Source organism: Pseudactinotalea sp. Z1739 (assembly GCF_049725055.1).
Lineage (GTDB): Bacteria > Actinomycetota > Actinomycetes > Actinomycetales > Beutenbergiaceae > CALKWS01.
Genome location: NZ_JBMPQA010000007.1, coordinates 14772 through 35974, shown reverse-complemented (window position 1 = coordinate 35974; position 21203 = coordinate 14772). Strand labels below are relative to the sequence as shown.

Annotated in this window: 21 protein-coding genes; 13 read left to right on the top strand and 8 right to left on the bottom strand. The window is 69.8% G+C overall.

The window, feature by feature from the left end; all coding sequences use genetic code 11:
* Positions 1–63: 63 nt before the first annotated feature.
* The 3 genes from fabG to ACO0LV_RS10470 are packed head-to-tail and all read left to right on the top strand — an operon-like array spanning position 64 to position 2121.
* Positions 64–792, top strand: coding sequence for a 3-oxoacyl-ACP reductase FabG (gene fabG, locus ACO0LV_RS10480; protein WP_424787843.1), 729 nt, complete (start codon positions 64–66; stop codon positions 790–792).
* 28 nt (positions 793–820) lie between these two features.
* On the top strand, positions 821–1588 hold the full coding sequence (gene fabI, locus ACO0LV_RS10475; protein WP_424787842.1) for an enoyl-ACP reductase FabI: 768 nt from the start codon (positions 821–823) through the stop codon (positions 1586–1588).
* A complete protein-coding gene (locus tag ACO0LV_RS10470; RefSeq protein WP_424787841.1) occupies positions 1588–2121 on the top strand; it encodes a SixA phosphatase family protein in 534 nt (177 codons plus the stop codon). The genes fabI and ACO0LV_RS10470 overlap by 1 nt, the downstream gene beginning before the upstream one ends.
* Before the next feature lie 7 nt (positions 2122–2128).
* Here the strand turns inward: ACO0LV_RS10470 and serB are convergent, their stop codons facing one another.
* A complete protein-coding gene (gene serB, locus ACO0LV_RS10465; protein WP_424787840.1) occupies positions 2129–2767 on the bottom strand; it encodes a phosphoserine phosphatase SerB in 639 nt (212 codons plus the stop codon).
* On the bottom strand, positions 2764–4008 hold the full coding sequence (glgC, locus tag ACO0LV_RS10460; RefSeq protein ID WP_424787839.1) for a glucose-1-phosphate adenylyltransferase: 1245 nt from the start codon (positions 4006–4008) through the stop codon (positions 2764–2766). The genes serB and glgC overlap by 4 nt, the downstream gene beginning before the upstream one ends.
* Before the next feature lie 94 nt (positions 4009–4102).
* On the opposite strand from glgC, the gene glgA reads away from it, so the two are divergent.
* On the top strand, positions 4103–5296 hold the full coding sequence (glgA, locus tag ACO0LV_RS10455) for a glycogen synthase (protein ID WP_424787838.1): 1194 nt from the start codon (positions 4103–4105) through the stop codon (positions 5294–5296).
* 6 nt (positions 5297–5302) lie between these two features.
* Here the strand turns inward: glgA and ACO0LV_RS10450 are convergent, their stop codons facing one another.
* Positions 5303–6061, bottom strand: a complete 759-nt coding sequence (locus ACO0LV_RS10450) for a hypothetical protein (protein WP_424787837.1) — start codon at positions 6059–6061, stop codon at positions 5303–5305.
* Positions 6062–6095: 34 nt separating this feature from the next.
* On the opposite strand from ACO0LV_RS10450, the gene ACO0LV_RS10445 reads away from it, so the two are divergent.
* From ACO0LV_RS10445 to ACO0LV_RS10420, 6 genes are all read left to right on the top strand, one after another.
* Positions 6096–6911: an ABC transporter ATP-binding protein gene (locus ACO0LV_RS10445; protein ID WP_424787836.1), complete on the top strand. Its 816-nt coding sequence runs from the start codon at positions 6096–6098 to the stop codon at positions 6909–6911.
* A gap of 75 nt (positions 6912–6986) precedes the next feature.
* Positions 6987–7466, top strand: coding sequence for an NfeD family protein (locus ACO0LV_RS10440; protein WP_424787835.1), 480 nt, complete (start codon positions 6987–6989; stop codon positions 7464–7466).
* 58 nt (positions 7467–7524) lie between these two features.
* Positions 7525–8754 (top strand): SPFH domain-containing protein, encoded by a 1230-nt coding sequence (locus ACO0LV_RS10435; protein WP_424788014.1) that lies wholly within the window; start codon positions 7525–7527, stop codon positions 8752–8754.
* Between the two features lie 92 nt (positions 8755–8846).
* Positions 8847–10568 (top strand): ABC transporter ATP-binding protein, encoded by a 1722-nt coding sequence (locus tag ACO0LV_RS10430; RefSeq protein WP_424788013.1) that lies wholly within the window; start codon positions 8847–8849, stop codon positions 10566–10568.
* A complete protein-coding gene (locus ACO0LV_RS10425) occupies positions 10565–12433 on the top strand; it encodes an ABC transporter ATP-binding protein (protein WP_424787834.1) in 1869 nt (622 codons plus the stop codon). The genes ACO0LV_RS10430 and ACO0LV_RS10425 overlap by 4 nt, the downstream gene beginning before the upstream one ends.
* An 11-nt stretch (positions 12434–12444) precedes the next feature.
* Positions 12445–12822 carry an ankyrin repeat domain-containing protein gene (locus tag ACO0LV_RS10420; protein ID WP_424787833.1) on the top strand — a complete coding sequence of 126 codons (378 nt, stop codon included), beginning with the start codon at positions 12445–12447 and terminating at the stop codon, positions 12820–12822.
* Positions 12823–12914: 92 nt separating this feature from the next.
* Here ACO0LV_RS10420 and ACO0LV_RS10415 read toward each other — a convergent pair whose 3' ends face one another.
* Positions 12915–14426 carry a catalase gene (locus ACO0LV_RS10415; protein WP_424787832.1) on the bottom strand — a complete coding sequence of 504 codons (1512 nt, stop codon included), beginning with the start codon at positions 14424–14426 and terminating at the stop codon, positions 12915–12917.
* Between the two features lie 68 nt (positions 14427–14494).
* Positions 14495–14935, bottom strand: a complete 441-nt coding sequence (locus ACO0LV_RS10410) for a Fur family transcriptional regulator (RefSeq protein WP_424787831.1) — start codon at positions 14933–14935, stop codon at positions 14495–14497.
* An 89-nt stretch (positions 14936–15024) separates the two neighbouring features.
* Between ACO0LV_RS10410 and ACO0LV_RS10405 the strand changes: the two genes are divergently transcribed.
* Entirely contained in the window at positions 15025–16197 is a 1173-nt protein-coding gene (locus tag ACO0LV_RS10405; protein ID WP_424787830.1) for a glycosyltransferase family 4 protein, read from the top strand.
* Positions 16194–17036 carry a TrmH family RNA methyltransferase gene (locus ACO0LV_RS10400; RefSeq protein ID WP_424787829.1) on the top strand — a complete coding sequence of 281 codons (843 nt, stop codon included), beginning with the start codon at positions 16194–16196 and terminating at the stop codon, positions 17034–17036. Before ACO0LV_RS10405 ends, ACO0LV_RS10400 begins: the two co-directional genes overlap by 4 nt.
* A gap of 9 nt (positions 17037–17045) precedes the next feature.
* On the opposite strand, the gene ACO0LV_RS10395 is transcribed toward ACO0LV_RS10400, so the two are convergent.
* From ACO0LV_RS10395 to ACO0LV_RS10385, 3 genes are all read right to left on the bottom strand, one after another.
* Positions 17046–18278: an MFS transporter gene (locus ACO0LV_RS10395; protein WP_424787828.1), complete on the bottom strand. Its 1233-nt coding sequence runs from the start codon at positions 18276–18278 to the stop codon at positions 17046–17048.
* Between the two features lie 96 nt (positions 18279–18374).
* A complete protein-coding gene (locus tag ACO0LV_RS10390; RefSeq protein WP_424787827.1) occupies positions 18375–19355 on the bottom strand; it encodes a transglutaminase-like domain-containing protein in 981 nt (326 codons plus the stop codon).
* Positions 19356–19389: 34 nt separating this feature from the next.
* Positions 19390–20190: a MerR family transcriptional regulator gene (locus ACO0LV_RS10385; protein WP_424787826.1), complete on the bottom strand. Its 801-nt coding sequence runs from the start codon at positions 20188–20190 to the stop codon at positions 19390–19392.
* A gap of 71 nt (positions 20191–20261) precedes the next feature.
* Here ACO0LV_RS10385 and ACO0LV_RS10380 point away from each other — a divergent pair, with 71 nt between their 5' ends.
* Complete coding sequence (locus ACO0LV_RS10380; RefSeq protein ID WP_424787825.1) at positions 20262–21203, top strand: 5'-3' exonuclease; 942 nt, start codon at positions 20262–20264, stop codon at positions 21201–21203.

Sequence of the window (21203 nt, the reverse complement as noted above, 5' to 3'; positions counted from 1 at the left end):
CGTTCCCGTGGGGGCCGCCGGTGCACTACCGTCTATGCGCAGTTGCTAGTCGAAGGGATCAGCGTGAGCGAGCAGCACAGCAGTGATCAGCCCCGCACCGTGGTGGTGACCGGAGCCAACCGCGGGATCGGGTATGCGATCGCGCAGCGGTTCGCCGCGGCCGGGGAGAAGGTGGCCGGGATCCACCGCAGCGGCGAGGTGCCGCCGGGGGTCCTGGGCGTACGGGCCGACATCACCGACACCGACTCGGTGGACTCCGCCTTCACCACCATCGAGGCCGAACTGGGCCCGGTGCAGGTGCTGGTGGCCAACGCCGGGATGAACCGGGACATGCTGCTGCTGCGGATGAGCGAGGAGGACTTCGCCGACGTCGTGGATGTCAACCTCACCGGCACGTTCCGGTGCGTCAAGCGGGTCAGCAAGGGGATGATCCGCCAGCGTGGTGGGCGGATCGTGCTGATCTCCTCGGTGGTGGGCCTGTACGGCTCACCCGGGCAGATCAACTACTCCTCGGCCAAGGCCGGCCTGGTGGGCATGGCCCGCTCGATCACCCGGGAACTGGGCGCCCGAGGCATTACCGCCAACGTCGTCGCACCCGGTTTCATCGACACCGCGATGACGGCCGAACTACCCGAACAGACCCAGGCGAAATACCTGGAGGCCATCCCCGCGGCCCGGTTCGGTGCGGTGGAGGACGTGGCCACCGCGGTGGAGTTCCTCGCCGCACCGCAGTCCGGCTACATCTCCGGGGCGGTGCTGCCGGTGGACGGCGGCCTGGGCATGGGTCACTGAGACGAACACGAGAGGTAGCGAGAACAGCATGGGACTTCTGGACGGAAAGAAGCTCTTCATCACCGGGGTGCTGATGGAGAGTTCGATCGCTTTCCATGTGGCGCGCCTCGCCCAGAACGAGGGCGCCGACGTGGTGCTGTCCTCCTTCGGGCGGCAACTGCGCCTGACCCGGGCCATCGCGCGCCGGCTGCCGAAGGAGGCACCGGTGGTGGAACTGGACGTGACATCCGCCGAGGACCTGGAGGCCCTGGCCGGGCGCGTGGGTGAGCACACCGACCACCTCGACGGCGTGGTGCACTCCATCGGGTTCGCCCCGCAGTCGGTGATGGGCGGGAACTTCCTGGACGGGCAGTGGCCGGACGTGGCCACCGCGCTGGAGGTCTCGGCGTACTCGCTGAAGTCTCTCGCGGTGGCGACCCGGCCGATGCTGCGGCCCGGCTCAGCGGTGGTGGGGCTCACCTTCGACGCACGCTACGCCTGGCCGGTCTACGACTGGATGGGAGTGGCCAAGGCGGCCTTCGAGTCCACCGCCCGCTACCTCGCCCGGGACCTGGGCCCGGACGGGATCCGGGTGAACCTGGTCTCGGCCGGCCCGATCCGCTCCACCGCCGCCAAGTCCATCCCCGGGTTCACCCAGATGGAGAGCGCCTGGCCCGACCGGGCGCCGCTGGGCTGGGACGTGGAGGACCCGGAGCCCACCGCCCGGGCGGTGGCCGCGTTGTGCTCGGACTGGTTCCCGGCCACGACCGGGGAGATCGTGCACGTCGACGGCGGCGTGCACGCAATGGGGCAGTGATGGCCCGGCTGAGCCTGCTGCGGCACGCCCAAGCCGAACCCCATGCTCCCACCGGCGCCGATATCGATCGGGCGCTCAGCCTGCACGGGCGCACCCAGGCCAAGGGGCTGGCGGCGCTGCTCTGCGCACACGACGCCGTCCCCGACCTGGTGCTGTGCTCCAGCGCCAATCGCGCCGTCGAGACGTGGAAGTTGATCGAGACCGGTCTGGATGAGCAGGATGTGGACACCTCCGGCATCGAGGTGCGCCGGCTGCCGGAGATCTACGGCGCCGGTGCGGGTGAGTTGCTCGATCTGGTTCGCGCGTTGCCGGGGCAGACCGCCTCGGTACTGGTGGTGGGACACGAGCCGGTGATCTCCCACGTGGCCCGGATCCTGGCCGGGCCGGACTCCCAGAAGGCCGCGACGGCCCGGGTTCGCACCGGAATGAGCACGGCGATGCTCGCTGAACTGCGGGTGGATTGCCCCTGGGCCGAACTCGGCCGCGGCACAGCCACCCTCACCGACCTGGCCGAACCACAGCCGGGCACCTGAACGGCGATCAGCGGTCCAGGACGGCCAGCACCGCATCCAGCCGGTCGGTCAGGACCACGTCGGCTGCCTCGGCCAGAGCCTGCTTGGGCCGGAAGCCCACCCCGAGGCCGGCAGCGGTGACCATGTCCAGGTCGTTCGCGCCGTCGCCGATGGCCACCGTGTCGGCCATGTCGACGCCCTCGGCAGCGGCGAACGCGCGCAGGAAGTCCGCCTTCGTCGCCCGGTCCACGATCTCCCCGCGCAGCCGCCCGCTCAGGCGGGCGCCGTCGTCGTCGGTCTCCAGGCGGTTGGCCTGCACCCGGGTGATGCCGTGCGCGTTGGCCAAGGGGTCGACGATCTCGTGGAATCCCCCGGAGACCAGGCCCACCGGCCAGCCCCGCTGATGCAGCCCCGCGATGAACTCGCCGGCGCCTGGGCTGAGGCTGATCTGGGCGCGCACCGCGTCGATCGCCGAGGTCGCCAGCCCGGCCAGTGCGGCCACCCGTTCGCGCAGCGCGGCCTCGAAATCGAGTTCCCCGGCCATCGCCCGTTCGGTGATCGCCGCCACCTGCGGGCCCACCCCCGCGTGGGCGGCGAGCAGGTCGATCTGTTCGTCGGCGATGAACGTGGAGTCCACATCCAGCACCACCAGGCGGCGCCGGCTCATCCGTGCGTGATCCGGGTTCCCTTGGGCACCACGGTGATGCCGGCATCGGTGACGGTGAACCCACGGGAGGCGTCCAACTCGGTATCCACACCCACCGAGGCGCCCTCGCTGACCACGACGTTCTTATCCAGGATCGCCTTGTGCACGTGCGCGTGCCGGTGCACCACGACGCCGTCGAGCAGCACCGAGTCCGCCACGGTGGACCAGGAGTTCACCCGGGTGCCGGGGGAGAGGATGGAGCCGCGCACGTCACCACCGGAGATGACCACACCGGGGGAGATGATCGAGTCCACCGCGTGCCCGGTCCGCCCCGCCACGGAGTGGACGAACTTCGCCGGCGGCAGGCCCACGTACCCGGTGTGCACCGGCCAGTCGTCGTTGTACAGGTTGAACACCGGCTCGACGTTGATCAGGTCGATGTTCGCGTCGTAGTAGGAGTCCAGGGTTCCCACATCACGCCAATAGTTCCGGTCCCGGTCGGTGGAGCCGGGCACGTCGTTATGGATGAAGTCGTACAGCCCGGCCTGCCCCTTGTCCACGAAGTAGGGCACGATGTCCCCGCCCATATCGTGCCTGGAGGTGGTGGACCTGGCGTCCTCGCGGACCGAGGCGACCAGGGCATCGGCATTGAAGACGTAGTTGCCCATGGACGCCAGCACCTCCCGGGGGGAGTCGGCCAGACCCTGTGGATTCTCGGGCTTCTCCAGGAAAGCCGCGATCCGCGTCGGATCGGCGGCGTCGGCGTCGACCACCCCGAACTGGTTCGCCAGTTCGATCGGTTGGCGGATCCCGGCCACGGTCATCTCCGCGCCGGATTCGATATGGGAGTGCACCATCTGGGAGAAGTCCATCCGGTAGACGTGATCGGCGCCGACCACGACCACGATGTCCGGCTTCTCCTCATCGATGATGTTCAGGGACTGGTAGATCGCATCGGCGCTGCCCAGGAACCAGTTCTTGCCCACCCGCTGCTGGGCCGGCACCGGGGCCACGTAGTTGCCGAGCAGGGAGGACATCCGCCAGGTCTTGGCAATATGGCGGTCCAGGGAATGCGACTTGTACTGGGTCAGCACCACCACGCGCAGGTACCCGGCGTTGACGACATTGGACAACGCGAAGTCGATCAGCCGGTAGATCCCACCGAAGGGAACCGCAGGCTTGGCCCGATCAGCCGTGAGCGGCATCAGCCGCTTCCCCTCGCCTCCAGCCAGGACTATCGCGAGAACCCGTGGTGTGGCCATGCAATGAACCCTAGGCTGAGCACGCGGGTTCAGCCACCGATTCCGCGCCGCAAGTTCCCGCCGTGGTGCTGGGTGGGAGGAAGGATGCCTCACCATGCGCGTCGACCTGCTGACCAGGGAGTACCCGCCGCACGTGTACGGCGGAGCCGGGGTGCACGTGACCGAACTCGCCCGGGTGCTGCGCGCGCACGTGGACGTCCAGGTGCGCTGCTTCGACGGCGCCCGCACCGCCCCGGGTGTGCACGGCTACGACGAGCCCGAGACGTTGGCCCGGGCCAACCCGGCGCTGCGCACCTTCGGGGTCGACCTGGCGATGGCCGCCGACGTCGCCGGAGCCGATCTGGTGCACTCCCACACCTGGTACGCCAACCTCGGCGGGCATCTGGCCGGCCTGCTGCACGGCATCCCCCACGTGCTCAGCGCGCACTCACTGGAGCCGCTGCGCCCCTGGAAGGCCGAGCAGCTCGGTGGTGGGTACGCGCTGTCCGGCTGGGCCGAGCACACCGCCTACTCCTCCGCGGCCGGGATCATCGCGGTCAGTCACGCGATGCGTGCCGACATCCTGGCCGCCTACCCCGATGTGGATCCGGAGAAGGTCTCGGTGGTGCACAACGGGGTGGACCTGCAGCGCTGGGCCCGCCCGCAACGTCGGGTCAGTGAACAGATCGCGCGGCGCCACGGGGTGGACCCGGAGGTGCCGGCGGTGATCTTCGTGGGCCGGATCACCCGGCAGAAGGGCCTGGCCCATCTGATCCGGGCCGCGCACCAACTGCCGCCGGAGGTGCAACTGGTGCTCTGCGCCGGCGCCCCGGACACCCCCGAGATCGCAGCCGAGATCGGTGCGGCGATCGACCGGTTGCGCCGCACCCACCCGAACGTGATCTGGATCGACCGGATGCTCCCGCACGCCGACGTGGTGGGACTGCTGGCCAGTTCCACCGTGTTCGCCTGCCCCTCGATCTATGAGCCGCTGGGAATCGTGAACCTGGAGGCGATGGCGCTGGGTGTGCCGGTGGTCGCCTCGGCGACCGGTGGCATTCCCGAGGTGGTCGCCGACGGTGTCACCGGAACCCTGGTGCCGCTGGACCAGGCCGACGACGGCACCGGCACCCCGAATGACCCGGAGGCCTTCGCGGCCGACGTGGCCCGGGCGTTGATCGACATGCTCGCCGACCCCGAGCGCGCCGCCGCGATGGGGGAGGCCGGCCGGGTGCGGGCGGCGGAACACTTCTCCTGGGATGCGATCGGGGAGCGCACCCTGGAGGTCTACCGCAGCGTGCTGGGCTAGTTCCGGTCAGAACCCGGAAACGCTGACGGCGCACAGGGCGCTGCGGGCGGCCGCGGCCACGTGCCGCAGAGCGGCGGTGCGCTGATCGGCCTGCCAGGAGTTCACCGCGGCCCCGTCGTCCTGGGTGGCCAGGTCCACGATGGCTTGCAAGCGTACCGCACGGGAGAGCACGTGCGAGCGCCTGGGGTCCAGACCGGGCGGGATCCGGTCGGCGGCCGGCGGGGGCAATTCGTCGCTGCCGAGCATCGCGATCTCCTCGGCGGCCTCCTCCCGCCACCGGGCCACATCCATACTGAGCAGGGTCTCGATCGCCAGGTCGAGTGCCTCGGCGAGCCCGGTGCGGGCCTCGGCCATCGTGATCACCGGCGGCACCCACCCCGACCCGTCCACCGGCTCGGTCCACACCTGCCAGCCCAGCAGTTCACCGGGTTCGAGTTCGGACCCGAAGGCCCGCTCATCCGGGACCGCGATCCGCAACAGACCCGGGGCGCCGCGCGGGGGGCCGCTGATCAGCGCCTGCCCGGCCTCCAGCGCCGCCGCGCGCGCCGGGGCCGGTAACGGCACCGGCTCGCCCGGAACCGGCGTCACCGCCAGCACCGCGGTACCGGCCACCTGGGTGAGCAGATCCGCCGTCGGCATCCCGTCGTCGTCGGCCACCGCCCGCACCGCCCGGGTCGCCTGCGCCAACTCCTCCGGGCTCGGGGCGGTGCCGAGCCGGTTCGTCCACAGGGCGACCAGCACGGAACGGGGTATGTCGAGGCGCATGGTGACCACCGTAGGTGAACTAGGCTCTGGCGATATGGGTGATGTGCTCAACCTGACCGATGTGACCGTGCGCCGCGGCGCCAAGAACATTCTCGACGGCGTGGACTGGTCGGTCGATGAGGGGGACCGTTGGGTGGTGCTCGGCCCGAACGGGGCCGGCAAGACCACGTTGATGCAACTCGCCGCGGCCCGGATGCACCCCACCTCGGGAACGGTGGAGATCTTCGGAGAGCGCCTGGGCGCGGTGGACGTGTTCGAGTTGCGGCCGCTGATCGGGCTGGCCAGTGCGGCGCTGGCGGACCGGATCCCCGGTGGTGAGGTGGTCCTGGACGTGGTCCGCACCGCCTCCTACGGGATGACCGGACGGTGGCGGGAGTCGTATGAAGAGTTGGATGATTCCCGCGCGATGGATCTGCTGGCCGCCTTCGGTGTGGCCGATCTGGCCCAGCGCCGTTTCGGCACCCTGTCCGAGGGCGAGCGCAAGCGCACCCAGATCGCCCGCGCCCTGATGGCCGATCCCGAACTGCTCATCCTGGACGAACCCGGAGCGGGGCTGGACCTGGGTGGCCGCGAGGAACTGATGGGCGCGCTGACCGAACTCGCCCGCGATCTGGCCTCCCCGGTGCTGGTGCTGATCACCCACCACGTGGAGGAGGTGCCCGAGGGCTTCACCGACGCGATGCTGATGCGCGAGGGGAAGGTGGAGGCCGCCGGGGAGCTGTACTCGGTGATGACCGAACAGAACCTCTCGCGCACCTTCGGGGTGGACCTGGTGGTGGAGCGGCACGGGCAGCGCTGGAGCGCCCGGGGCCGGGCCCGCCGTCCCCGAAGCGGCGGTGCGCACGCCTGAGACCGGGCGAAAGGGAGCAGCGAAGAGTTTACGAGTCGTTTAGACTGACGGGGACGACACGCGGGAGGTTAGGGCATGGGCTGGCTGTGGTGGCTGGGGGTGGCACTGGTCCTGGGCGTCATCGAGATGCTCACCGTGGACCTGCTGTTCCTGATGCTGGCCGGCGGTGCCACCGCGGCAGCGATCTCCGGGGCGATGGGTGCCCCGTTCTGGCTGCAGTTGATCATCGCGGCGGTGGTCTCGGTGGGGCTGTTGGTGCTGGTGCGCCCGTGGGCCCTGGCCAAACTCAAGGCGAACACCCCGCAGGCGCGCACCAACGTGGACGCGCACCGCGGCCGGATCGCCACCGTGGTCTCCGACGTCTCCGACCGGGCCGGCCGCGTGAAACTGACCGGCGAGGTGTGGACCGCACGCACCGAGGCGCCCGGGGCGGTGCTGCCGGTGGGGGCCCGGGTGAGCGTGGTGCGCATCGAGGGCGCCACCGCGATCGTGGAACCGTTGCCGGTGGAGACCAACCCGAGCCAGCCCTACGGCCCGCCGGGGCCTGGATACTGACTCCCAGCCCCTAGGCTGTCAGCAGTACTGATCCGACCACCAGTCATCAATCAAGGGAATTAGCGTGACCGGAGCACAAATCGGTTTCATCGTGGTGGCGGTCATCTTCGCCATCTTCGTCATCGTGGCGATTCGCCAGTCGATCCGGATCGTGCCGCAGGCCGTGGCACTGATCATCGAACGGCTGGGCCGCTACCAGTCCACCATGTACGCGGGGTTGCACTTCCTGATCCCCTTCATCGACCGCGTCCGGGCCGGGGTGGACCTGCGCGAGCAGGTCGTATCCTTCGCCCCGCAACCGGTGATCACCTCCGACAACCTGGTGGTCTCCATCGACACGGTCATCTACTTCCAGGTGACCGAACCCAAGGACGCGACCTATGAGATCGCGAACTACATCACCGGTATCGAGCAACTCACCGTGACCACGTTGCGTAACGTGATCGGGTCGATGGACCTGGAGCAGACCCTGACCAGCCGTGACCAGATCAACGGTCAGCTGCGCGGGGTTCTGGACGAAGCCACCGGGCGCTGGGGGATCCGCGTGAACCGCGTCGAACTCAAGGCGATCGACCCGCCGGCCAGCGTGCAGGGCTCGATGGAGCAGCAGATGCGCGCCGAGCGGGATCGTCGTGCGGCGATCCTGACCGCCGAGGGTGTCAAGCAGTCCCAGATCCTGACCGCCGAGGGTGAGAAGCAGGCCGCGATCCTGCGCGCCGAGGGTCAGGCACAGTCCGCGATCCTCAAGGCCCAGGGTGAGTCCCGCGCCATCCTGCAGGTGTTCGACGCCATCCACCGCGGTGATGCCGATCCGAAGCTGCTGGCCTACCAGTACCTGCAGATGCTGCCGCAGATCGCCAACGGTTCCTCCTCCAAGCTCTGGGTCATCCCCACCGAGTTCACCGCCGCGCTGGGCTCGATCTCCTCCGCCTTCGGCGGCGGCGCCACCCCGCCCGGGTTCGAGGGATTCGGCGATGACGACGACGGTGGCGACGGGAACGGCGACGACGGCGACCGCGACGGCGGGCCGAGGAAGAAGCGGAAGAAGGAGCGCGCCTCCACCGTGGAGCACATCGAGGGTCTGGACGTGGAACTCCCGGAGACCTCGCTGCAGGACCCCTCCGAAGCGCTGCGGGAGGCTCGCGGCCAGGTCGATGAGGCTACCGCCGAGGCGACCACGGCCGGGGAGACCTCCGGGCGTCCGTTCTCCGGTGCGGCCGAGGCCGGTCAGGTGCCCGAGGGCGGCGAGGACGCCGCGCCGCCGCCGCCCCCGCAGCCGCGCCAGTAGCCGGCTGCGCCGCTGCGCTCACCGCGAACGCACCCGCCCCGTCCACACTCGATGTGGGCGGGGCGGTGTAGCCTCACGGCGTGCGTGATTTGATGGGCCGCTACCTGCGGCCTTACCGGGGTGCCATCGGGCTGGTCGTCGTGTTGCAGTTCGCCCAGACCATGGCGGCGCTGTTGCTGCCGAGCCTGAACGCCCGGGTGATCGATGAGGGGATCGTGCCCGGGAACACCGGGCTGATCCTGCGGCTCGGCTTGGTGATGCTGGGCGTCTCGATGATCCAGGTGCTCGCCGCCGTGGGTGCGGTGTACGTGGGAGCACGCACCGCGATGAGCGTGGGTCGGGACGTGCGGCAGGCCCTGTTCACCCGGGTACAGCGCTTCTCCACCCAGGAGATCTCCGCCTTCGGCGCCCCGTCGCTGATCACCCGCACCACCAATGATGTCCAGCAGGTGCAGATGCTGGTGCTGTTCACCCTGATCATGATCGTGATGGCACCCATCATGCTGCTCGGCGGGGTGATCATGGCAGTGCGCACCGACGCGGGACTGTCTGTGCTGGTGGTGGCGGTGGTGCCGGCACTGGCGACCGCGATGGGCCTGGTGGTGTGGCGCGCGATCCCGCACTTCAAGGCGATGCAGGAGCGGATCGACGGGATCAACCGGGTGATGCGCGAACAGCTCGGTGGGATCCGGGTGATCCGGGCCTTCGCCAAGGAACGACGGGAAGAAGCCCGCTTCACCGAGGCCAGCGTCGCCCTGGAGGATGTGGCGATCAAGGTCGGCAAGCTCATGGCGCTGGCCTTCCCGTTGGTGATGTTCATCATCAACGGTGGTTCGGTGCTGGTGATCTGGTTCGGAGGGCACCGGGTGGAGTCCGGGCAGACCCAGGTGGGGGCGCTGGTGGCGTTCCTGGCCTACCTGATGTTCATCCTGATGTCGGTGATGCTCGCGACCATGTTGGTGATGTTCGCCCCGCGGGCCCTGGTGTCGGGGGGTCGGATCCAGGAGGTGCTGGACTCCATACCCACGGTGACGCCCCCGGCCAGGCCCGAGCGCCCCGGTGCGGTGCGCGGGCTGGTGCAGTTCGAGTCGGTCAGTTTCGGTTACCCCGGCGCCGACGCCGATGTGCTGCACGAGGTGAGCTTCACCGCCGAGCCGGGCCGGACCACCGCGATCATCGGCTCCACCGGCTCCGGTAAGTCGACCGTCGTGAACCTGGTGCCCCGCCTGTTCGACGCCACCGGTGGCCGGGTGCTGCTGGACGGTGTGGACGTGCGCGAGTTCGATCCCGACCTGTTGGCCACCATGATCGGTCTCGTCCCCCAGCGTCCGTACCTGTTCTCCGGCACGGTCGCCTCCAATCTGTCCTTCGGGCGCGCCGAGGCCACCGAGGAGGAGATGTGGGAGGCCTTGCGGATCGCCCAGGCCGCCGACTTCGTCGCCGACATGGACGGCGGGTTGCACGCCGAGATCGCCCAGGGCGGCACGAACGTCTCCGGTGGGCAGCGCCAACGGATCTCCATCGCCAGGGCGTTGATCCGGCAGGCCCCGATCTACTTGTTCGACGACTCCTTCTCCGCCCTGGACTACACCACCGACGCCGCCCTGCGCAGCGCGATGCGCCCGGCGACATCGCAGTCGACGGTGATCGTGGTGGCTCAGCGAGTGGCGACCATCCGTGACGCCGATCAGATCCTGGTGCTTGACCACGGCCGCCTGGTAGGGGCGGGAACCCACACCGAACTGCTCGAGGGCAACGTCACCTACGCCGAGATCGTCAACTCCCAGCTCAGCGCCGCCGAGGCGGGCCGATGAGCGGGCACCGAGCGCCCCAGCGCGGGCCGGCCGGCCACGGCGGCGCGGGCCGGATGCCGGGGGAGCGTCCGGCACAGTTCGGCCCGACCGTGCGCCGGGTGATCGGCGAGCTGCGTGACCAGCGGGCACGGATCATCGCCGGGTTCGTGCTCGGGGGTATGGGCGTGATCCTGAACGCGGCCGGGCCGATGCTGTTGGGCAGGGCCACCGACATCGTGGTGGACGGGATGCTGGGTGGTGCTGGTGTGGACTTCGCCGCACTCGCCCGGGTCCTGGTGCTGGTCAGCGGGGTGTATGCGGTCGGGGCCACCTCGATGTGGGCGCAGGGGGTGCTCACCACGGTCGCGGTGCAGCGCACCCTGAACATGATGCGCCTGAACCTGCAACGCAAACTCTCCCGGGTACCGCTGTCCTACGTCGACGCCCGCCAGCGCGGGGAACTGCTGTCCCGGATGACCAATGATGTGGACAACCTGGCCCAGACACTGCAGCAGACCCTGTCGCAATTGATCACCGCGGTCCTGACGATCCTGTCGGTGCTGACGATGATGATCATCATCTCCCCGCTGCTGGCTCTCGTGGCGGTGGTCACGGTGCCGCTGTCCGGCTTCATCGTGGCCCAGATCGCCCGACGCTCCCAGCCGGAGTTCATCGAGCAGTGGCGCCGCACCGGGACCTTGAACGGGCACGTGGAGGAGATGTACACCGGGCACGCCCTGGTCACGGTGTTCGGGCACGAGGGCACCGCCCAGGAGACCTTCGCCCGCGAGAACCAGGCGCTCTACCAAGCGTCCTACCGGGCCCAGTTCATCACCGGCATCATCCAGCCGGTGATGGGGATGATGTCCAACATCGGGTACGTCCTGGTGGCGGTGATCGGTGGTCTGCGCGTGATCTCCGGGCACCTGAGCATCGGAGAGGTGCAGGCGTTCGTCCAGTACTCGCGCCAGTTCGGCCAGCCGATCACCCAGATCGCCGGCATGCTGAACCTGCTGCAGTCCGGAGCGGCGTCGGCCGAGCGGATCTTCGAGGTACTGAGCGCTCCGGAGGAATCGCCCGACCCGCAGGTCAGCGCGGAGGAGTCGATCCCGGAGCAGGTGCGCGGGCACGTGGAGTTCCGCGACATCTCCTTCCGCTACCGCGAGGACACCCCGCTGATCGAGTCGTTGTCACTGGTGGCCGAGCCCGGGCAGACCGTCGCGATCGTGGGGCCCACCGGCGCGGGCAAGACCACCCTGGTGAACCTGCTGATGCGCTTCTATGAGGTCGATGGCGGTCAGATCACCCTGGACGGGGTGGACATCGCCACGGTGCCGCGGGCACAGGTGCGCTCCAACGTCGGGATGGTGCTGCAGGACACCTGGCTGTACTCGGGCACGATCGAGGAGAACATCACCTACGGCGTCGACACCGAGGTGGGGCACGAGGAACTGGTCGCCGCGGCCCGGGCCACCCACGTGGATCCGTTCGTGCGGACGCTGGCGCACGGCTACCAGACCCAGATCGACGACGAGGGCGTGCGCGGCACCGCGGTCAGTGCGGGCGAGAAGCAATTGCTCACCATCGCCCGGGCATTCCTCGCCGATCCACCGATTCTGATCCTGGATGAGGCCACCAGTTCGGTGGACACCCGAACCGAGGCGTTGGTGCAGGAGGCGATGGGCGCACTGCGACAGGGCCGCACAAGCTTCGTCATCGCTCACCGGCTGTCCACCATCCGCGACGCCGATGTGATCCTGGTGATGGAGTCCGGCAGCATCGTCGAACAGGGCAACCACGACGAGTTGCTCGCCGCCGGCGGAGCCTACGCCCGGCTGTACGAGTCCCAGTTCGCCGCAGGGGCGCAGGTGGGCGAGTCGGAGTAGGCTCGGTCGCCATGGGCTCGCTGTCGGAGGAACAGACCGCCAAGGTGATCGCGCTGGCCATGGACCTGGCCCGCGCGGGGCAGGCCGAGGAACTGGGGGAGTTCGTCGATCGGGGTCTACCTATCGACGTCGCGGACCGTGAGGGCAACACCCTGCTGATGCTGGCGGCCTACCACGGGCACGCCCGGACCGTGGCCGCCCTGATCGAGCGGGGAGCGGATGTGAACCTACGCAACGCCCGGGACCAGTCCCCGATCGCCGGCGCCCTGTTCAAGGGCGAGGACGAGGTCGTGGCGATGCTGCGGGCCGCTGGCGCGGACCTCGATGCCGGCACCCCGAGCGCTCGGCAGACCGCTGAGCTGTTCGGGCGCGCACATCTGCTGGAGTGACTCACTGCGCGCCAGGGAGATCGGCGCGACGTGCTGAAAGGCCCGGGCGACCGTAGATGGTCACCCGGGCCCTCAGGTCAGCGAGTCGCGGCTCAGACGTGCACCGGCTCGTTTTCCGGGTTCGCGTCCAGGGAGTCCAGGGTCCCGGCCGCCAGGGCCTCGATCGCTCGGCGCACACCTTCGCCGTAGGCCGGGTCGGCCAGGGTGCAGTTGTGGATGTGCCGCTCGATGGTGGCCTCCGAGGCGCCGTCGATCGCCCGTGCGGTGTTGGCGAACAGACGCTGCTGCTCCTCGGGGGTCATCAGGCGGAACAGGTCACCGGGCTGCTCGTAGTAGTTCGAGTCGTCCTCGCGGAAGTCGAACCGGGCGGCGGTGTCACCGATCGCCTGGCTGGGGTCGGCGTAGGCCGGGGTCGCCTCGAAGCGACCGTAGCTGTTCGGGGTGTACCCGGGGGTGCCGCCCTGGTTGCCGTCCACCCGGCCCAGACCGTCGCGGTGGTAGGTGTTGACCACTGTGGCGCCGCGGGGGTAGTTGACCGGGATCTGGTGGTGGTTGACGCCCAGGCGGTAGCGGGCGGCGTCGCCGTAGGAGAACAGCCGGCCCTGCAGCATCCGGTCGGGGGAGAACCCGATGCCGGGCACGATGTTCGCCGGGGTGAAGGCGACCTGCTCGACGTCGGCGAAGTAGTTCTCCGGGTTGCGGTTGAGCTCGAACTCACCGACCTCGATCAGCGGGTAGTCCTTCTTCGACCAGACCTTGGTGAGGTCGAAGGGGTGGAAGCGGTAGTTCTGCGCGTCGGCCTCCGGCATCACCTGGACGAAGAGCGTCCACTTGGGGAAGTCGCCACGCTCGATGGCCTCGAAGAGGTCGCGCTGGGAGGACTCGCGGTCGTCGGCGATCACCTTGGCCGCCTCGGCATCGGTGAGGTTCTTGATGCCCTGCTGGGTGCGGAAGTGGAACTTCACCCAGAAGCGCTCGTTCTGCGCGTTGATGAAGGAGTAGGTGTGCGAGCCGAAGCCGTGCATGTGCCGGTAGCCGTCCGGGATACCGCGGTCGGACATCACGATGGTCACCTGGTGCAGTGCCTCGGGCAGGCTGGTCCAGTAGTCCCAGTTGTTCTCCGCATCGCGCAGGTTGGTGCGCGGGTCACGCTTGACCGCGCGGTTGAGGTCGGGGAACTTGTGCGGGTCACGGTGGAAGAACACCGGGGTGTTGTTCCCGACCATGTCCCAGTTGCCCTCCTCGGTGAAGAAGCGCAGGGCGAATCCGCGGATGTCGCGCTCGGCGTCGGCGGCGCCACGCTCGCCGGCCACCGTGGAGAAGCGGGCGAACATCTCGGTCTGCTTGCCGACCTCGGAGAAGATCGCGGCCTTGGAGTACTTGGAGATGTCGTGCGTGGTGGTGAAGGTCCCCCACGCGCCCGAGCCCTTGGCGTGCATGCGGCGCTCCGGGATCACTTCACGGTCGAAGTGGGCCAGCTTCTCCAGGAACCACACGTCCTGCAGGAGCATCGGGCCCCGGGCGCCGGCGGTGATGGCGTTGTCGTTCTCCGCGACCGGCGCGCCGGCGGCAGTCGTCAGGGGCTTGGTGTTGTCTACGGTCATTCCTTGCTCCTTAGCGGGAATCTGGGTTTCTCTGATGCAGGTCCGGTGCCGTTCCCGGCAACGGTGGTTCAGTTGTGTACCGGGATCGCCTGGGCAGCACTGCGGCAGTCGGCGCAGGTGCCCCAGTAGATGACCTCGGCGGCATCGATGGTGAAGCCGTGATCCTCACTGGCGTGCAGGCACGGTGCCTCGCCGACGGCACAGGGCACGTCGTGGATCGCGTCGCAGGCCCGGCACACCACGTGGTGGTGGTTGTCCCCGCGGTAGAGTTCGAACCGGCCGGGTGACCCGTCCGGCTCGATCCGCCGCAGGAGCCGAGCGTCGGTCAGGGCGTGCAGCACGTCGTAGACCGCCTGTGTGGAGACGGTGCCGAGCCGCTCATGCACGGCGTGACGGATGGTCTCCGCAGTGGCGTGCGGGTGGGCCTCCACCTCGGCCAGGACCGCCAGCCGCGGTGCGGTGACGCGTAGTTCCGCGGTGCGCAGCATGTCGGCGTGGCTGGTGGACATGGCTCTAGAGTAGATCAGTTTCCGGAACAGTTCAAGTTAACGCGGCGTGCCCCATCGCCGGGCTGGAGTGCATCTGGCACCATGGCACCGTGCGTATCGCCGTGGTGGCCGAGTCCTTCCTACCCCAGGCCAATGGGGTGACCGTGACCGCGCTCCGGCTGCTGGAGTACCTGGACGCCCACGGCGACGAGGTGCTCGTTCTGGCTCCGGCACCGAGCCGCGGTGAGGACGCGGTGGACCAGTACGCCGGCGCAAGTGTCTACCGGTTCCGGTCGGTGTCCCTGCCGGGATATGCCGAGATCCGCCTGTCCAACCCCCGGGTGCGCACGCTCGCCGAGCACCTGCGCTACTTCAATCCGGATGTGGTGCATCTGGCCGCCCCGTTCCTGCTGGGCCGGCAGGCCATCGGCGCCGCACAGTCCCTGGACCTGCCCACGGTCGCGGTGTACCAGACCGAGGTGCCCACCTACGCCCGGCGGTACCACGCCAAGCAGATCGAACCCCTGCTGTGGCGCCGGATCGAGCAGATCCACAAGCGGGCCACGCTGTCCCTGGCTCCGTCCAGTTACGCATGCGCCCAACTGATCGAACGAGGGGTGCACCGGGTCGCGGTATGGCCGCACGGGGTGGACCGGGACCGCTTCGACCCGGTGTACCGGGACGAGGCGCTGCGTGCCACTCTGGCCGGACCGGGCGAGGTGATCGTCGGATACGTCGGGCGCCTGGCCAGGGAGAAGCAGGTGGAGGACCTGGCCGCGCTGGCGCATCTGCCGAATATCCGCGTGGTCGTGGTGGGCGATGGCCCGCGCCGGGAGAAACTGGCCCAGTCGTTGCCGGGCGCCATCTTTACCGGACACCTGCAGGGACCGGACCTGCCGCGGATGATGGCCAGTTTCGACATCTTCGTCCACACCGGCCAGATGGACACCTTCGCCCAGACGATCGTGGAGGCCCAGGCCTCCGGGGTGCCGGTGGTGGCCCCGGCCCGAGGGGGCCCGCTGGACCTGGTCGAGCCCGGGAGGACCGGATTCCTCTACACCCCGGACAGCCTGCCCGAACTGGCCCGGCACGTGCGCACCCTGACCGAGGACGCCGGACTGCGGATGGTGATGGGGGTGGCGGCACGCGAATCCACCGCCAACCGGACCTGGGAGGTGGTCAACGCCGAGATCCTGCGCCATTACACCAACGCGGTCACCTTCAACCTGCGTGACCGGGCCCAGCGGTTCCGCCCCCCGAGGCGGCGGTTGCTGACCCGATGATCGTCGAGGTCACCGACCTGGACGCGGTGGAACTGTCCGCCTACGCCAGGCTCACCGATGTGGCGCTGCGCTCCCGGCACGAACCGGCCAAGGGGCTGTACATCGCCGAATCATCCCTGGTGATCGAGCGTGCGGTCGCGGCCGGGCACCTGCCCATCTCCTTCCTGATGGCGCCGAAGTGGCTGGAGTCGATGCGCCCGGTCATCGCCGCCGCCTGCGGTGGTCACGATGACGGGGGAGACGTCCCGGTCTACCTGGCGAAGGAGCCCGTCCTGCAGGAACTGACGGGATTCCGGATGCATCGTGGCGCGCTGGCAGCGATGCGCCGGCCCTCGCTACCGCAGGTCAGCGAGGTACTGACCGGCGCCCGGCGGGTGGCCGTGTTCGAGGACGTGGTGGACCACACCAACCTTGGGGCGGCGTTCCGGGCCTGTGCCGGGCTGGGGGTGGATGCGGTGCTGATCACCCCCCGGTGCGCCGATCCGCTCTACCGGCGCAGCATCCGGGTGTCGATGGGCACGGTCTTCCAGGTGCCCTGGACCCGGATCGAACCATGGCCGGGCGACGGTCCCCAGGAAGGGGTGGAGGCGTTGCGCTCGCGCGGCTTCACTGTCGCTGCTCTGGCGCTGGCCGACGGCGCGGTCAGCCTGGTGCAGATGGAGGCGGACCCGCCGGACAGACTCGCCCTGGTACTGGGTACCGAGGGGGATGGATTGCGACGCGAGACGATCGCCGCTTGTGACCTCACCGTGCAGATCCCGATGGCCGGTGGGGTGGACTCCCTGAACGTGGCCGCGGCCGCCGCCGTGGCGCTGTGGGCCACCCGGTTGCGGTCCTGACCGCGCGCCCTAGTGGACCATCGTGGGGTCGCGTAGCGACCAGGCGACGGCGCTGGCCATGACGGCGATGAGGGCGAGTGCGAGCAGACCGGCGGTGTGGGACCCGGTCAACGCAACCGAGACGGCCGGGATCATGGGGGCGATCGCTGCGGCGGTGATCGTGGCCGACTGCGCCATGCCCTGGACGCGGCCGAGGTTCACCGTTCCGAAGGTGCGAGCCCAGATCGTCCCGTTCAGTACCCCGGTAGCGCCCATGCCGAGCCCGAGGCACGCGAAGGCGACATAGGCGGCAACCGCGCTCGGGACGAGCAGGACGCAGGTGGCGGCGAGGACGGTGGCGCTCGAGCCGAGCAGGGCGGCGCGAGTGGTGAGCCGGTCCACGATGAGACCGGCCAGCACCACTCCGAGCGCGGATGTGGCGCCGAGGATCCCGACCGTGCCGCCGGCGGCCAGAAAGTCGACCCCGCGTTCAGCGAGGATGGACACGGCGTGAAAGGTGGCGGCCGTGCTGATGAGTGGTGGCCCTGCGAGGATGAGCAGCAGTCGAGCCGCAAGACCGCTGGGCAGGGCGGGCAGCCCCCGACGACCGGGGCGTACCGGAGCGGGGTGGGCGACGGTGTCGCTCTGAGTCGTCGCTGCACTACCGGCCCGGGCTGGTCCACCACGCACCAGCAGCCCCAGGGGGAGGACCACGACGAGCAGCACCACGGCGAGCACCTGGTAGGCGGTGCGCCAGTCGGTGTGCACGATGAGCAGCGCGGTCAGAGGCGGCAGCGACATCGAACTCAGAGTCAGGCCGAGGTTGGCCAGCGCCACCGCCTGTCCCCGTCGGCGTCCGAAGCTGCGGGCCACCAGAAGGGTCCCGATGAGAGGGAAGGATCCCTGACCGGAAGTCCGCAGGAGCGCCAGCGCGAGGAAAGCGGTGAGGGCTCCGGTTGCCACGCTGGCGAGGCCGCATGCGGCGGCGAGTGCCGCCGCGACGATGATCCAGGATGGGCGCAGGCCGCGGCGGTCCATGACGCGGCCCAGCAGGATCATCGCGCTGGCCGAGATGACCGTGCCCGCCGCGTACAGGATCGAGAAGGTGGTGCGGGACAGGTCGGTGCCGGCCAGGAAGTCGTCGACGAAGACGGAGATGAGGAACGATTGCCCCGGCGCGGAGGCGGCGAAGGCGGCCGCTGCGAGGCCCAGGCTGTGGAGTTGGTGGCGCCGGTAGGCGGGTGCGTGTCCGTCGTCGTTCACTTGTCTCGCGGGTCTCCTGGGGGCGTGGGTGGGTCGGCCCTGCCACCGTAGACGACCGGTTCGCTCGGCTCCTCTCCGGCCATGCGCCCATCCGCACTAGGGCAGGACCGCCAGGCCGGGGTCCGCTGCCGGCGCCCACTCCGTACGCCGGGCTCGCAGGTTGGTCACCCCGATGCGGCCCGAGGGTGAGACGGTGCGCACGCGCGCACCCGGGCGCACCTGGGGCGAAGTAGCCCAGAGGGTGGCGAGGTCTTCCTCGGCGCCGCGGTCGCCGTCGTCGGCCGCCACGATCAGGCGGGCCAGACGGTCGGTGGCCCCGATCGACTCGGTATGCACCTGCGCGGGATGGGGCAGGCCCATCGGGGCCCCGCCGCCGGAACCGGCCGGCTCGTCCAGTCCCGGCCCCCAGACGTCCCACAACAGCAGTTCGGTGCGCATCAGGTGTGCCAGGTCGCTGAGCAGGTACCGCTGGACGAAGGCCGGGCCGCGTAGGAACGCATGTCCGGGCATGACGCCGTAGGTGCTCAGGTCGGTGTGGCCGTCGCGGTAGGCCAGCCATGCCTGCGCGGCGGTCTGGAACGGGGCGCCGGCGCCCCGGGGCAGCTCGTGCATCGGCACGTCCTGCTGCTCGGCGCCGAACTCCGGGTCGAACCTGATCCAACGCTGTTCCTGCCTCGACCAGCGCTCGGCAACGACGTGGTCATGGTGGAAGCCGGGGGTCAGGTAGGCGGCGAACCCGACCCTGCTGCGGGCCGGGATGCCGTGTTGGCGCAGGATCGCCACGGCCAACAGGGTGTGGTCGCGACAGCACCCTCCGACCTTGTCCGGGTCTGCACGCTCGGTGGTGAGTGGGCCGGGGGAGCGCTCCAGCGCGGTGGCGCAGATCCGATCGACCCACCGGGTGTCGATATCGGCCAACTGCCGGGCTGAGGGGGTCGGGCCTGCGCGGTAGTGCCCGATCGTGCACGTCACCGCTCGATGCAGACTGGGGGTGTCGGCGGGCACATCGGCCAGCAGGGCGGCGTGCCCGACAGGGTCGGAGAAGGGGCTGTGGGTGGCGTAACTGTTCAGGTCCATGCCCGCGACGGTGGTCCCTGCCCCAGGGGCAGGGTCAAGCAGATGCCACTCGCACGGCCACCTCGGCGGCGATCTGCCGGGGGTCGCTGGGCCAGGGGACCGGGTAGATCTCCCGGGGCGGGGCCGCCGGGCCGCCGTGCTGTGCGGCCTGTCGGTACAGGTGGGCGTAGGCGGGCAGGATCTGCGGGTAGCGGCACTGCTCGGCAGTGACCGGCACGTAGACCTCGGTTCCGGCCGGTTCGGCGCGGAGCACGATCGCACCGGCGGGATCGGCGGCGCCGGTGTAGGGCACGCAGGTTTCGATCCGGGCGGGTGCGCCGGTGGCGATCGGGTCCAGGTAGCACACCCAGTACTCCGGGTCGACGTCGGCTCCGCACCGGTGCAGGTGCTCCCGGAGCCGGGCCACCGTGGCCATGATCGTCTCCGGGAGCGCCTGCGCACTGACCTCCGCGCGCAACGCCGCCACCACCCGTTCGCCCACCTCCCGGCGCCGGACCGGGTGCGGCGTCCCGGCCTCGGCGGCGTCCATGACGGCATAGCGGTGCAGGCTCGCGATCTGCTCCTGATCCTGGTGTGAGCGTTCGGTCAACCAGGACAGCACCTGCTCCCTGGCCGCCAGCGGGTCGGCCGCGAGCACGCGGGAGATCTGCTCCAGCGGCATCCCGGCCCGGCGCAGCAACCCGATCGTGCGTCCGGTTTCCACCTGTTCGCTGGCGTAGCCGCGGTAGCCGGTGGCCTCCTCCACTTGAGCGGGCACGAGCAGACCGTTGTCGTGATAGAGCCGCAGCGCCTTGATGCTCAGCCCGCTGCGCCGTGACATCGTGCCGGTGCTCAACCACCCCTCCATAGCAAGAGCCTGACACAGATGCTCGTGTCGAAGGCAGGCCTCTGCCAGACTTGTCGCCCATGGCCCGTCTGATGCTGCTCGACACCGCCAGCCTTTACTTCCGTGCGTTCTTCGGGGTGCCCGACTCCCTGCGCGCCCCGGACGGCACCCCGGTGAACGCGGTACGCGGGTTGCTGGACTTCATCGCCCGGCTGGCCACCGACTACCAGCCCACCCACCTGGTGTGCGCATGGGACAACGACTGGCGCCCGGACTGGCGGGTGGAGTTGATCCCCACCTACAAGGCGCACCGGGTCGAGGCCGAGCACGCCGAGGCCCCGGACGCCGAGGAGGTGCCCGATGCCCTGGCGGTGCAGGTGCCGGTGATCCAGCAGGTCCTGGCCGCGCTGGGGATCGCGGTGGTCGGGGTGGACGGGTACGAGGCCGACGACGTGATCGGCACCCTGGCCACCGACGCCGGGATGGCCGTGGAGGTGGTCACCGGTGATCGCGACCTGTTCCAACTGGTCGACGACGAGGCACAGGTCCGCGTGCTGTACACCGCACGCGGGGTGGGCAAGCACGAACGGGTGAGCGGCGCCGTCGTGCGTGACAAGTACGGCGTCACCGCGGCCCAGTACGCCGACTTCGCCACCCTGCGCGGGGACCCCTCCGACGGACTGCCCGGAGTGCGCGGCGTGGGGGACAAGACCGCGGCCAACCTGCTGGCCACCTACGGCGACCTGGCCGGGGTCCGGGCCGCCGCGGCTGACCCGGGTTCGGCACTCACCCCGGCCCAGCGCACCCGCATCACCGAGGCGGCCGACTATCTCGACGTCGCCCCGAAGGTGGTGGCGGTGGCCCGGGACCTCCCGCTGGGCGAGGTCGACTCGGCCCGTCCAGGTCTGGACGCGGATCACCCACTGCCGGCCGATGAGGCGACACTGCGCGAGTTGAGCGAGCGTTGGGGTCTGGCGGGGTCGGTGGACCGGGTGCTGGTGGCGCTGGGCACCCGGCCCTGA

Coding starts and splice junctions, on each gene's coding strand:
- ACO0LV_RS10425 (WP_424787834.1), top strand. CDS start 10,565: ATGAGCGGGCACCGAGCGCCCCAGCGCGGGCCGGCCGGCCACGGCGGC.
- ACO0LV_RS10380 (WP_424787825.1), top strand. CDS start 20,262: ATGGCCCGTCTGATGCTGCTCGACACCGCCAGCCTTTACTTCCGTGCG.
- ACO0LV_RS10400 (WP_424787829.1), top strand. CDS start 16,194: ATGATCGTCGAGGTCACCGACCTGGACGCGGTGGAACTGTCCGCCTAC.
- ACO0LV_RS10440 (WP_424787835.1), top strand. CDS start 6,987: ATGGGCTGGCTGTGGTGGCTGGGGGTGGCACTGGTCCTGGGCGTCATC.
- serB (WP_424787840.1), bottom strand. CDS start 2,767: ATGAGCCGGCGCCGCCTGGTGGTGCTGGATGTGGACTCCACGTTCATC.
- ACO0LV_RS10415 (WP_424787832.1), bottom strand. CDS start 14,426: ATGACCGTAGACAACACCAAGCCCCTGACGACTGCCGCCGGCGCGCCG.
- ACO0LV_RS10430 (WP_424788013.1), top strand. CDS start 8,847: ATGGGCCGCTACCTGCGGCCTTACCGGGGTGCCATCGGGCTGGTCGTC.
- ACO0LV_RS10445 (WP_424787836.1), top strand. CDS start 6,096: ATGGGTGATGTGCTCAACCTGACCGATGTGACCGTGCGCCGCGGCGCC.
- fabI (WP_424787842.1), top strand. CDS start 821: ATGGGACTTCTGGACGGAAAGAAGCTCTTCATCACCGGGGTGCTGATG.
- glgA (WP_424787838.1), top strand. CDS start 4,103: ATGCGCGTCGACCTGCTGACCAGGGAGTACCCGCCGCACGTGTACGGC.
- ACO0LV_RS10450 (WP_424787837.1), bottom strand. CDS start 6,061: ATGCGCCTCGACATACCCCGTTCCGTGCTGGTCGCCCTGTGGACGAAC.
- glgC (WP_424787839.1), bottom strand. CDS start 4,008: ATGGCCACACCACGGGTTCTCGCGATAGTCCTGGCTGGAGGCGAGGGG.
- ACO0LV_RS10470 (WP_424787841.1), top strand. CDS start 1,588: ATGGCCCGGCTGAGCCTGCTGCGGCACGCCCAAGCCGAACCCCATGCT.
- ACO0LV_RS10420 (WP_424787833.1), top strand. CDS start 12,445: ATGGGCTCGCTGTCGGAGGAACAGACCGCCAAGGTGATCGCGCTGGCC.
- ACO0LV_RS10410 (WP_424787831.1), bottom strand. CDS start 14,935: ATGTCCACCAGCCACGCCGACATGCTGCGCACCGCGGAACTACGCGTC.
- ACO0LV_RS10390 (WP_424787827.1), bottom strand. CDS start 19,355: ATGGACCTGAACAGTTACGCCACCCACAGCCCCTTCTCCGACCCTGTC.